Here is an 11469-nt window from a genome sequence, read left to right on the forward strand (position 1 = left end):
TTTTTGGCATCGTTATTGTTAAGTTATGTTAAAATAGAAAATTGAAAACAATTAAAAATTTTTAATAACCTTAAAAACAAGAGTATGAACTATTCTACAATTAAAAAAACAGCTGTTGCAGCGTCTTTAGTAGCCGCTTTAGGTTTCGCTGAAAGCGCTCAAGCACAAACTCCAACTGTATTTGGTGGAAGATCACAATACAGAACTTGGTCTATCGGTGTACAAGGTGGTATTACTACACCTAACGTACTTGTTGGTGGATCCAACGCTTTTGGACAAAAAGTTGGTTATTTCCAAAACAAAGTGGGTGAGTACTATGGCTTGACTATCCGTAAGCAATTCTCTCACCTATTCGGTTTAGAATTAGAAGGTAACCGTGGCCGTATCAAAACATACAACCATGATGTATCTGGTCCAGCTGTAGAGCGTACTTACGCTAACGGTGGTCAAGCTCGTTCTGCTGAAGTAGATGTAAACTGGGCAGCTAGCTTAAATGGTGTTTTCCAACTGGGTACTATCGATTTCTTAAGAAGAGAGAACGCTGTTAACTTCTACGCTAAAGTAGGTTTGGGTGTTATGGCCAGCAACCCTGTACAATTCTCAAACAACGACTTCACAGGAACAGAAGTATTTAACAGAAAAGGACAATGGGGTGAAGAAATCTTCGGTGACCGTGAAGCAGTTGGCGACAGAGACTATAAATTAGGTGCTTTCGTTCCAGTTGGTGTAGGTGTTAAATTCAAATTGTCTGAAGTGGTTGCCTTGAACTTGGGTTACACAATGAACTTCACAGACGACAACTTGTTGTACGGTCCTGCTAGAACTGACTACAAAGGTAAATTCTCTAACGTTTATGGTGGTCTAGAGTTCACTCTTGGTTCACGTGACAAGGAGAACTTAACATTCACTAACCCAGTTGCTACATTGTACGACGAATTGAAAGATCCTTCACTACGTAATGAAGTAGAAGCTTTGAAACAACGCGTATCTACACTAGAAGGTACTGTTGATCAATTGAGCAAAGATTCTGATGGTGACGGTGTATCTGATAAATTTGACAAATGTCCAGGAACTCCTGCAGGTACTGCAGTAGATGGTTCAGGATGTCCAATCAAATTCCCAGAGCCAGTTGCTCAAAATAACGCAACTACTGGTGCTTACTACGCGCCAATCCAATTCGAGTTCGATAGCTCAGTATTGAAAACTGAATCTTACTCTACATTAGACAGATTAGCTAAAGAGTTGCGTGACAACAACGCTACTGTAACTTTAGATGGTTATGCTTCTGCAGAAGGTACTGAAGCTTACAACTTGAACTTATCTAAAGACCGTGCTAATGCAGTAAAACAATACCTAGTTAACGCTGGTGTTCCTGCTTCTAACATCACTGCTAACGGTTATGGTGAGGCTAACCCAGTTGCTTCTAACGCTACTGAAGAGGGTCGTATCCAAAACCGTCGTGTAGAAATCAAAAAATAATTCTGTAACAGAATTAAAATAAAAGAAAGCCGATCCGTATTAGGGTCGGCTTTTCTGTTTATTATCAATATTTTATGTTACCTTTGTACCTCCCGATGTGAAAATGTGGAAAACAAAATCACCGGAAGTCGCATTTTCTTTATAAATTTCTTCTGTAGTAGGGATTGCAAGCGTTCTATAATTAAAAGAAAGGAGTGATATGGAAGAAGATTTCGAATTTGGTTCGCCCGAAGAACAAAAGCTATCAGTAGATCGATACGAAGAAATGATCCGAAACCAAGATCAATACTTCTTTGACGCCAAAGCTTTTGAAAGCATAATAGAATATTACAGTGAAAAAAACGATCCCGTAAAGGCTTTGCAAGTAGCGGATTATGCCACCAGCCAACATCCCTACGAAACGTCCTTTCTTTTGAAAAAGGCGCAGCTATTTGCAAGAACCCATCAACTCGAAAAAGCCCTCCAAGAGCTCGACAAAGCCACAATCCTTGAGCCCAGCAGCGGCGAAATGTGTCTTCTCAAAGGAAATATCTTTCTCCTACAGGGCGACCTCGAGCAAGCAGAACATCTTTTCCTCCAAGCGCTGGAGCTCGGGGAAGACACCGTAGAAGCATATCTACAGATCTCTGAACTTTACCAGCTAAAGGGTGACTACGAAACGGCTATCCAATATCTTAAAAAGTCGCTGGAAGCTAACATGGAAAACGATGAGGCTCTACATGCCCTGGCTTTTTGCTACGACGTACTGGAAAGACCGGAGGAAAGCATACCATTCTATAAAGGGTATATTGACAACGATCCGTATTCTTACGCTGCCTGGTTCAACCTCGGTATTGTATACGAAAAGCTCGAGCGCTTCGAAGAGGCTATCGACGCCTACGATTATGCAATGCTCATCAACGAATCCTTTGTGCCGGCGTACTTCAACAAAGGGAATGTGCTGGTGAACCTTCAAAAATATACTGAAGCTATTGACGTGTACAAGCAAACCTTCGAACACGAGAAACCTACAGCGGACGTATACTGTGCCATAGGCGAATGTTACGAAAAATTGGAACATATGGAGGAGGCCCGGGAAAACTACCGGAAAGCGGTAAAACTGGACGCGAAGCTTGCCGACGCATGGTTTGGAATCGGCGTTACGTTGGATTTCGACGATCGCTATTTCGAGTCGCTCCATTTTTATAAAAAAGCCCTGGAACTTGACGACACAAACCCCGATTATTGGTTTGCTATCGCCGATGCAAGGTATAAACTCAACCAGTTCGAAGAATCGGAGTTCGCATACAACAAAGTCGTTGAACTTAACCCTACTGACATCGAGGCCTGGCTGGATTATTCTTCGATTTATTTTGAACAGGGGAAGTACATAGAAGCAATCGATGTCATGGCAGATGCCATTAAACAAAACCCCGAAGCCTCCGAATTGTATTACCGCGTGGTGGCCTATCTTTTCGCCAATGGGCAGTACAATGAGGCTCTCAATTTTTTGGAACTAGGTCTCGCGACCAACCCGGAGAAGTTTTACATCCTCTTTGATTATTTGCCCCAATTGCAAGGAAATAAAATTATTGTCGACATCATCCGGAAATATACGAACGATAACAACACATGAAGAAGCTAGGCTTGATCGGCTACCCACTAGGACACTCGTTCTCTAAGAAATATTATTTGGCCAAGTTTGCAGACGAAAGCATAAAAGATATCGACTACGATTTATATCCTCTCGAACATATCAGCGAATTTCCAAAGCTCTATGAAAACGACCCCGATTTCTATGGCTTCAATGTAACTATCCCCTATAAGCGGGAGGTCATTGTTTATATGGACGAATTGTCTCCCGAAGCCGAGCAAATGCAAGCGGTAAATTGTATACAGGTGCGAAGAGATCAGGGTAAACCCTATCTCAAGGGCTTTAATACAGACGCCTTCGGCTTCGAACATTCGCTCCGACCGCTCCTAAAATCCGAACACAGACAGGCCCTCGTCCTGGGCAACGGAGGGGCTGCCCAAGCCGTCTATTATGCGCTCGACCAACTGAAGATTCCATTTAAGATCGTGAGCCGCAGTAAAGACAAAGGCGATCTCACATATACAGAGCTGACAAAAGAAACTGTTGCCGCTTTTCCGATTCTAATCAATTGCTCTCCCGTAGGAACATTTCCGCGGGTTGAGGAGTCGCCGGAAATTCCGTACGATGGGATTACCAGCCAACACCTGTTATATGACCTCATCTACAATCCCGAAGAGACCCTTTTTCTGAAAGAAGGAAAAGCACGTGGAGCAACTACAAAAAACGGGTACGAAATGCTGACACTGCAAGCTGAGAAAAACTGGGAGATCTGGAACGAGCCAAACGGTACGTTTTAATATCGCTTCGACTTTACCGGCATACCTAAAGCAGGAGTGCTCGGTATTAAAAGGAATAATTTCTATTTTTGATGTATGGTTAATATACACACGTTCACCTTTAATCCTTTTCAGGAAAATACCTACATCGTCTACAACGAAAAAGGAGATTGCGCAATATTTGACCCAGGGATGTCGAATCCGCAAGAAGAGCGTATTTTCACATCCTATATCGAAGAAAAAGGGCTAACACCCGTCGGATTATACAATACGCACTGCCACGTCGACCATGTTCTAGGCAACCGCTTCGTCTATGACCAATATGGACTTATTCCCCAAATGCACGAAGGAGAAGTTCCTGTGCTGGTATCAGCCGAAAGCCGTGCGCCGATGTTCGGCATCCGGTACGACAGCTCGCCCATACCGGAAACCTTTTTACAGGAGGGAGAGACTATCCAAATTGGAGCAGATACTTTACAGATCTTGCTCGTTCCGGGGCACTCACCGGCCCACCTTTGTTTCTATGGGGCGCAACAGAACATCCTTATCGGCGGAGACGTGCTCTTTAGAAATAGCATCGGAAGGACAGACCTCCCGGGAGGAAATCACCAGCAACTTTTAGACAACATAGCGAGCAAAATATATACACTGCCAGACAACACAACCGTTTACCCAGGCCACGGCCCCACAACGACCATAGGATTCGAAAAAAACACTAATCCGTTTATCCGGGGCTAACTTATGAGACTACCCTTATACTTTGCTAAGCGCTATCTGTTTTCGAAAAAGTCGCTAAACGCGATCAATATCATTTCGGTCATAAGTGTCGTCGGGGTACTCGTAAGCAGCGCAGCGCTCGTGATTGTTCTGTCCTTTTACAATGGGATGGAAAACCTGATCCTGTCGTTATACAGTGCCTTCGCGCCCGAGCTACGTATCGAACCTGCGACTGGAAAAGTCTTCGATCCGAAGCAGCAGGTGTTTGAAGACCTCCGGCACAACCCGCATATTCAAAGCTATACCGAAGTTCTGGAAGACAAGGTGCTGATACAGCATGAGCAACAACAGTTTATAGCGCAAATAAAAGGCGTAGAGCCGGCTAGCCTCCTCCAGGTTGACCATCGGAGCATGTTATATGCCGGAGACTTCGACATCCTACGCGACAGCGTCCCCCGCGCACTGATAGGAGCTCAGGTGCAGGCGAACCTTCGTGTGCCCCTCGAGGGGCCCGACAATGCTATCCGTCTCTTTTCTCCACGCAAAGGAAGCTCCGGAATGAGTCCTAATCCGCTAGACGACATCAATGTACGGCAACTTTCACCTGGCGGCGTCCTACACTATCAGCCGGGCTTCGACAACCTTGTTATCACACCGCTGGACTTTGCGAAGGACTTACTAAATGAATACAATAACATCTCCGCTATTGAGATATATACCAAGGATTCGGCGCAGGCCAGCCACCTCCAGGAGGAAATCCAACATAATCTGGGAGACAGCTTTATCGTCAAAAACCGGGAGCAGCAAAATCCCCTCCTTTATAAAACCATCCGATCAGAAAAATGGATTGTTTTCTTTATCCTTACGCTGATCGGCATGATTGCCATCTTTAATATTATTGGCTCCTTAACCATGTTAGTCATTGACAAAAAACAGGATATGGCAGTATTAAAAAGCTTAGGAGCAAACAAATGGCTAATTCAACGGATTTTCTTCTACGAGGGCGTGATGATTGCGTTTATCGGAGGTATCGTTGGCATAAGTATGGGTTTCGCCTTCTGTTTATTACAGCAAGAATATGGTATTATACGGACCGGAGAGGGAGCGAACGCCATAATGGACGTGTACCCGGTAGATATCCGCGCGTTGGACTTTCTTTTCGTATTTATTACGGTAATGGTTGTCGCGATGATCGTTTCTTACGTTGCATCCCTGCTAAGTGTCCGCGAAATAAAGGATGGTTCCGTGCGGTACACCGATTAAATTAGTATTGAAGCCGTTTTCTGCTGTAATCGCCCTTCACGATAGAATTAATAAACGATCCCCACGCAAAGGGACTAAGCAGGGGGTTGGCAAAGCGTTGGTTAACGTTTCTATTTGTCATGTTGATATGCCGCTGCATGGAGTTGAACGTCTGAATCTCTTCAGCACTACGGGGAACCACGCGGGATAAGGCAGCCAGAGCCTCCGGAGACAAGTTTCTCCGAATGCGGGAAGCGTCATCGTCGCTTACATCCAAGGCCAAAAAGGCCATATTAAACTCTTCGATACTGGCCCACGGAAAGGGCATAACGGCGGGCAATTCAATCACGAGACTTTTCATGTTTATCTTGGCCGTCAGTTTATCGGATGCAGTATGCGGGATGACGTAGTCTACCGGTTCAAAACCTACGGATGTAAACCGGATGGTGTCTCCAACGTGGGCGACAAAAGAAAAAAATCCTTCGTTGTCAGCCGCATACGCCGTATTATTATAACTCTTGTTCGTTACCGTTACGAAAGGCACAGGAAGCTCGCCGCCAACAGACGTGATAAGCCCGCTGAACTGGATAATTTTTCTTTCCTGTCCATAAAGCGTAACTCCGTAAAAAACGAAGATTAAAATAAATAAATAAGAAACTCTACCCATCACCCAAATTTATGCAATCCTCAGCTAAAATGCTGTTAAATTGTGTTAACCCTACAGCTGTGCCGGGGTAATAGCGTTGGGATCATTCATGTCCGTTAAGTTGATAGCCTCAACAGCTGTGATTTCTGGTACAGCTTTACGGATCGCCTGCTCTAAACCTGCTTTGAATGTCATAATGCTCATAGAGCAACTGGCGCATGTTCCCAGCAACTTCAGTTTAACTACATTATCTGGAGTAATCTCTTCCACGCTGACGTTCCCGCCATCCGTCTCCAAATAAGGACGAATGGTATCTAATGCTTGTTCTACTCGCTCTTGTAATGTCATTTCTTTTCCTAACGTATTTATTGATGTAAAGATAGACAATTTATGAAAAATATTCGGATAGATAAAAACAATAACCTATAATTCAACATAACACTGACATCACTCCTATTCTGCGGGTTAAAGAATGTTAAAACCCTCCTTATAAGTAGGTTTACGTTGGAAAATCGCCTATCTTGCAACACTAAAATTTAATTGAATCTTATCTGATTTTCACGTATCTTTGTAAAATGTTTTTAAATAGACGCTTAGTTTCATTGTTGGTCGGCGCATTGGTGTTCTTGATGGCAACGGGTTGTAAGAGCAGGTTTGAAAAACTCCGCGCCAGCAACAATATTGCCATGAAATACCAGGAAGCGGTTAAGTATTACGAAAAGAAAAAATATTCCAAGGCGCTGGTCCTTTTTGATGACCTGATGACCAAATACCGGGGACAAGCAGAAGCGGAGGACCTGTATTATTATACAGCTTATACCAATTACCGTCTCCGCGACTACACGTCCGCCCGTTATCATTTTAAAAATTTTGCAACAACTTACCCGAATAGCCCGCGCGCAGAGGAGTGTCGTTTTATGTCGGCGTATTGCTTCTATGTGGATTCCCCCCGGCCTTCTCTGGATCAGGAAAACACCAGAAAAGCTATTGACGAGCTTCAGCTGTTTATCAACCTATATCCAGACGGAGAAAAAGCAAAAGAAGCCGGAGAGCTTATTCAAAAACTGCGCGACAAGCTTGAACAAAAGGCCTATGCCAACGCCAAATTATACTTTGACATGGGACAGCCCGACGATTATCGTGCAGCAGTCATTGCGTTTGAAAGCATGCTTCGGGAATACCCAGACACTAGATACGCGGAAGAGATCGAATTTTTGATACTTAAATCCCAGTACTTATTTGCGCAAAACAGCATGCCTTACAGGCAGGAGGCGCGCTACAATGAGGCTATAGATTATTATCAGTCATTCGTAGAGCATTATCCCAACAGCAAGTTCAAAAGAGAGGCCGACGACCTGCGGGCGAGCGCCGAAAAGGAAATAGCTTATGTTGTAAAACGTATGAATGAGATTAATAAAATGCGGGAAGAACAACAGCGTGAACTAGGCATAAGCAAAGAGGAAGCAGCAGCAACTGAAGCTGCTTCAAAAAAATAAATTAAAAATCTATATAACATTTAACGATGAGTCAAAATAAAAACACTTCTGTCCCCAGTTCAACAGTAACTAGAGATTTAAGACAATTAGATAAGGGAACCGGCAACATTTACGAGTCTATCGTGATTATCGCTAAACGTGCCAACCAAATAGCCGTAGATGTTAAAGAGGAGCTCAACGGAAAGCTGGCCGAGTTTGCCAGTAACAACGACAACCTGGAAGAGGTTTTCGAAAACCGTGAGCAGATTGAAATTTCAAAACACTATGAGCGTCTTCCTAAAGCAACACTTATCGCTGTCGACGAGTATCTAAACGACAAAGTGTATTTCAGAAATCCTGCCAAAGAACAGGAGTAAAGATAGCGCATGTCTCTCGAGGGCAAAAATATAGTGATTGGTATATGCGGCAGCATTGCCGCATATAAAATCGCGTCCCTTGTCCGTCTTCTGGTCAAAGCAGGCTGCCGCGTTCAGATTATCATGACGCCTGACGCGAAGGAGTTTGTCACACCCCTAACGCTCGCCACGCTGTCGAAAAATCCTGTCCTTGCAGACTACTTCGACAAAGATACGGGAGACTGGAATAATCACGTCGAGTTAGGCTTACACGCAGATCTCTTGCTTATAGCGCCGGCCACAGCGAATACCTTGAGTAAGATGGCTCATGGAAACTGCGACAACCTCCTATTAGCAACCTATCTTTCTGCCCGATGCCCGGTTATGTTTGCTCCCGCGATGGATCTCGACATGTGGAAACATCCGGCAACCCAAGAAAACGTAAATCGATTAATTTCTTTTGGCAATCTCTTGATCCAACCTGCCCATGGCGAACTGGCCAGCGGATTGGTCGGAGAAGGACGACTTGCCGAAGTAGAAGATATCTTCTTATATATTCAACGTTTCTTCGAAAAGCCGGCCCTCCCCTTACAGGGAAAAAAGGCCCTCGTATCAGCAGGCCCTACCTATGAAGCTATCGATCCGGTACGTTTTATAGGGAACCATTCCAGTGGAAAGATGGGCTTCGCCATTGCGGCCGCACTGCACCGCTTAGGCGCCGCTGTGACGTTGGTTAGCGGCCCTACCTCGCTTGCAACGCCTCCAGGTGTCACACGCATTGACATCATGTCTGCCGCCGAGATGCTGAGGGCATGCCAGACCAATTTTCCCTCTTCCGACATTATCGTGATGAGCGCCGCAGTAGCAGACTATACTCCCGTAGAAACGGCTCAACAGAAAATCAAAAAGAAAACGGCAACCTTCGAGGTTAAGCTGAAGAAAACCACCGATATACTAGCTACGCTAGGTAACGAGAAGGCTAAACATCAAACGCTTATTGGATTTGCTCTAGAGACGGACAACGAACTAGAGCATGCCTTAGATAAATTGAGACGTAAAAACCTCGATTATATTGTATTAAACTCAATGCGTGACACCGGGGCAGGGTTCGGAGTCGACACCAACAAAGTGTCCATAATCGATCGGGCCGGTAATATCACGTCCTTGGCGCTGAAAAGCAAAAAGGCTGTTGCGGACGATATCTGTCAGATAATTATCGACCACCAGAAAGACATTACAAATTCATGATACGCACTTCTTTCGGATAGTAGTTGTTTATCCGATTAGGAAGCACTTTTACCCAGCCAATATTCACCGCCTTGTACCTTACTAAACACCAGCCTCGACCTTGGAAGTCCTGCGGATCTAATGCTTCCTTTCTTAAGTATTGCAGGGCAACCTCTAGGTTAACATCCTGCGCGGCTATATGCTGATGCACATGTATGCTGCAGGCCAGCTCATGAGAAGGAAGGAACTCCCGCCCGGTCCACTTTCCGATATTAGTCCCCGCGCGTTTGATGTAGAGCACCTGTTTCAACCACTGCAGATCGTCCAGATAAGTTTTAGGGAACATATAGAGCTCATCGGCGTGCATGAAGTAAGAAAAAGATGTATGTTCTTCAATCCAGTTCTCCAACTCTTTTACAGGTACTGTAGCCTTTTCAGGCCGAAGCCGCTTTCTTGAGAACGTAGGCTGATCAGTCCGTTTCCGCAGCACCGCTATAAAGAAGCCCTCACCGCGCAGCTGATGGGGATAAAAGCGGTAGCCGACAGCGCCATGGATGCGCGATGTGGTCCTTTCTATGCCCCACGCCGCTTCAATAGGGATCTCAATAGACTCGAAATCATACTGTGATAACAACCAGTCCAATATATCTTCGTTCTCTTCCTCAGAATATGAACAGGTTGAATACACAAGATAGCCGTCAGTAATTAATGTTTCCAAAGATTCTGCTAAAATGCGCTTCTGCCGGTCGCTGCAGAGCTTGACGTTCGCCAACGACCACTCATCTATAGCCTGTTTATCTTTCCGGAACATCCCAGACCCCGAACATGGAGCATCTACTACCAGCAGGTCAAAATATCCCGGCAGCCTTTTAAAAGACGATGGATCGTTGTTGGTTACAACAACGTTGGCAGATCCCCAACGCCCCAAGTTGTCCAGAAGTATATTGGCCCTTGATTTTATCACCTCGTTTGATACAAGCAGGCTACCCTCTCCTAGATAGCTGTTTAACAACGTAGATTTTCCTCCTGGAGCTGCACACAAATCGAGAGCCCTCGCTCCAGCGTCCTTTAGGCCTACGGTCTCGAGAACATGCGCAATAAACATAGAAGACGCCTCCTGCACATAATAGCAGCCGGCATGATACAGCGGATCCAACGTAAAACTCGGCCGACCGGGCAGATAATATCCCAGATCACACCAAGGAACAGCATCCGCGCCGGAGAAAGGAACCTCCTTTTGTTTAAACGGGTTGAGGCGGATCGACGTAACTTTGTCACCCTGCTCGTGAACAGCAGCGAAGGCTTCAGAATCAAAGCCCTCCCTTTCATTCAGTCGTTGCACTAAATCATTTGGAAGAAAATTACCCATTATTTATCGTTTATTTCTCTGTAAATTTACCACAATAAGCACGAAACACAAATGCTGACAAAATGAAAGATTTCAAAAAATACTATATTGTCCCTGCCGATCCAGAAGACGTATATAAAGCACTAACAACAGAGACTACTATCCGCCTATGGACAGGAGACCTCGTAAAGATCGATCCCAGAGAGGGGGGCGAATTCTCCATGTGGGACGACGCTATCCAAGGTCGTTTTGTAACGCTGGAACCGTATAACAAAATCGTGCAACAGTGGTATTTTGGTGACCAAGAGAATCCTTCACTGGTAACAATTAAGCTCCATGAACATAAAAAAGGGACGTCCTTCGAGCTCCACCATAGCAACATCCCCGATGAAGCCTTTGATGACATTGTAGAGGGATGGAATAACACCTACATGGCGTCGCTAATTGAGTTTTACGAAGAAGAATAGTAATAAGTAGCTAGTATCACGTAGTGGGATTGGAATATCAGACAGGGGTCCCACATCTGATGTCTCCTATCTCACATCTCTTAACATAAAAAAGCCCCTTGCAGTTTCCTGAAGGGGCTTTCCTGTAAAATTAGGCACCGACCTACTCTCCCACCTGTTACGG

12 protein-coding genes are annotated in these 11469 nt (G+C 44.9%); 9 read left to right on the forward strand and 3 right to left on the reverse strand.

The window, feature by feature from the left end; all coding sequences use genetic code 11:
• The first annotated feature begins 84 nt into the window (after positions 1 to 84).
• The 5 genes from BC792_RS14375 to BC792_RS14395 all read left to right on the forward strand — a co-directional run bounded on the left by BC792_RS14375 (position 85) and on the right by BC792_RS14395 (position 5808).
• A complete protein-coding gene (locus BC792_RS14375; protein WP_148909706.1) occupies positions 85 to 1479 on the forward strand; it encodes an OmpA family protein in 1395 nt (464 codons plus the stop codon).
• A gap of 199 nt (positions 1480 to 1678) precedes the next feature.
• A complete protein-coding gene (locus BC792_RS14380) occupies positions 1679 to 3094 on the forward strand; it encodes a tetratricopeptide repeat protein (RefSeq protein ID WP_148909707.1) in 1416 nt (471 codons plus the stop codon).
• Entirely contained in the window at positions 3091 to 3849 is a 759-nt protein-coding gene (locus BC792_RS14385; protein WP_148909708.1) for a shikimate dehydrogenase family protein, read from the forward strand. The genes BC792_RS14380 and BC792_RS14385 overlap by 4 nt, the downstream gene beginning before the upstream one ends.
• A 75-nt stretch (positions 3850 to 3924) precedes the next feature.
• Positions 3925 to 4566 carry an MBL fold metallo-hydrolase gene (locus BC792_RS14390; protein ID WP_148909709.1) on the forward strand — a complete coding sequence of 214 codons (642 nt, stop codon included), beginning with the start codon at positions 3925 to 3927 and terminating at the stop codon, positions 4564 to 4566.
• A gap of 3 nt (positions 4567 to 4569) precedes the next feature.
• The gene (locus BC792_RS14395; RefSeq protein ID WP_148909710.1) at positions 4570 to 5808 is read left to right on the forward strand and encodes an FtsX-like permease family protein; all 1239 of its coding nucleotides are present in this window, start codon (positions 4570 to 4572) and stop codon (positions 5806 to 5808) included.
• 1 nt (position 5809) lies between these two features.
• Here the strand turns inward: BC792_RS14395 and BC792_RS14400 are convergent, their stop codons facing one another.
• Both BC792_RS14400 and BC792_RS14405 read right to left on the reverse strand, forming a co-directional pair.
• On the reverse strand, positions 5810 to 6454 hold the full coding sequence (locus tag BC792_RS14400; protein WP_148909711.1) for a peptidase associated/transthyretin-like domain-containing protein: 645 nt from the start codon (positions 6452 to 6454) through the stop codon (positions 5810 to 5812).
• 51 nt (positions 6455 to 6505) lie between these two features.
• Complete coding sequence (locus BC792_RS14405) at positions 6506 to 6781, reverse strand: NifU family protein (protein ID WP_148909712.1); 276 nt, start codon at positions 6779 to 6781, stop codon at positions 6506 to 6508.
• Positions 6782 to 7008: 227 nt separating this feature from the next.
• On the opposite strand from BC792_RS14405, the gene BC792_RS14410 reads away from it, so the two are divergent.
• From BC792_RS14410 to coaBC, 3 genes are read left to right on the forward strand one after another with little or no spacing between them, the layout of a single operon-like run.
• Positions 7009 to 7929, forward strand: a complete 921-nt coding sequence (locus tag BC792_RS14410) for an outer membrane protein assembly factor BamD (RefSeq protein WP_148909713.1) — start codon at positions 7009 to 7011, stop codon at positions 7927 to 7929.
• Between the two features lie 26 nt (positions 7930 to 7955).
• Positions 7956 to 8285, forward strand: coding sequence for a DNA-directed RNA polymerase subunit omega (locus BC792_RS14415; protein ID WP_148909714.1), 330 nt, complete (start codon positions 7956 to 7958; stop codon positions 8283 to 8285).
• Positions 8286 to 8294: 9 nt separating this feature from the next.
• Positions 8295 to 9512, forward strand: coding sequence for a bifunctional phosphopantothenoylcysteine decarboxylase/phosphopantothenate--cysteine ligase CoaBC (coaBC, locus tag BC792_RS14420; protein WP_148909715.1), 1218 nt, complete (start codon positions 8295 to 8297; stop codon positions 9510 to 9512).
• Here the strand turns inward: coaBC and BC792_RS14425 are convergent.
• Positions 9499 to 10860 (reverse strand): methyltransferase RsmF C-terminal domain-like protein, encoded by a 1362-nt coding sequence (locus BC792_RS14425; RefSeq protein WP_148909716.1) that lies wholly within the window; start codon positions 10858 to 10860, stop codon positions 9499 to 9501. The genes coaBC and BC792_RS14425 overlap by 14 nt on opposite strands.
• A gap of 62 nt (positions 10861 to 10922) precedes the next feature.
• On the opposite strand from BC792_RS14425, the gene BC792_RS14430 reads away from it, so the two are divergent.
• The gene (locus BC792_RS14430; RefSeq protein WP_148909717.1) at positions 10923 to 11306 is read left to right on the forward strand and encodes an SRPBCC domain-containing protein; all 384 of its coding nucleotides are present in this window, start codon (positions 10923 to 10925) and stop codon (positions 11304 to 11306) included.
• Positions 11307 to 11469: the final 163 nt, after the last annotated feature.

Source organism: Sphingobacterium allocomposti, from assembly GCF_008124885.1.
Lineage (GTDB): Bacteria > Bacteroidota > Bacteroidia > Sphingobacteriales > Sphingobacteriaceae > Sphingobacterium > Sphingobacterium allocomposti.

Bases quoted from the DNA above. Each gene is read 5' to 3' on its own strand.
- BC792_RS14375 (WP_148909706.1), top strand. From the start codon at position 85: ATGAACTATTCTACAATTAAAAAAACAGCTGTTGCAGCGTCTTTAGTA.
- BC792_RS14380 (WP_148909707.1), top strand. From the start codon at position 1,679: ATGGAAGAAGATTTCGAATTTGGTTCGCCCGAAGAACAAAAGCTATCA.
- BC792_RS14385 (WP_148909708.1), top strand. From the start codon at position 3,091: ATGAAGAAGCTAGGCTTGATCGGCTACCCACTAGGACACTCGTTCTCT.
- BC792_RS14390 (WP_148909709.1), top strand. From the start codon at position 3,925: ATGGTTAATATACACACGTTCACCTTTAATCCTTTTCAGGAAAATACC.
- BC792_RS14395 (WP_148909710.1), top strand. From the start codon at position 4,570: ATGAGACTACCCTTATACTTTGCTAAGCGCTATCTGTTTTCGAAAAAG.
- BC792_RS14400 (WP_148909711.1), bottom strand. From the start codon at position 6,454: ATGGGTAGAGTTTCTTATTTATTTATTTTAATCTTCGTTTTTTACGGA.
- BC792_RS14405 (WP_148909712.1), bottom strand. From the start codon at position 6,781: ATGACATTACAAGAGCGAGTAGAACAAGCATTAGATACCATTCGTCCT.
- BC792_RS14410 (WP_148909713.1), top strand. From the start codon at position 7,009: ATGTTTTTAAATAGACGCTTAGTTTCATTGTTGGTCGGCGCATTGGTG.
- BC792_RS14415 (WP_148909714.1), top strand. From the start codon at position 7,956: ATGAGTCAAAATAAAAACACTTCTGTCCCCAGTTCAACAGTAACTAGA.
- coaBC (WP_148909715.1), top strand. From the start codon at position 8,295: ATGTCTCTCGAGGGCAAAAATATAGTGATTGGTATATGCGGCAGCATT.
- BC792_RS14425 (WP_148909716.1), bottom strand. From the start codon at position 10,860: ATGGGTAATTTTCTTCCAAATGATTTAGTGCAACGACTGAATGAAAGG.
- BC792_RS14430 (WP_148909717.1), top strand. From the start codon at position 10,923: ATGAAAGATTTCAAAAAATACTATATTGTCCCTGCCGATCCAGAAGAC.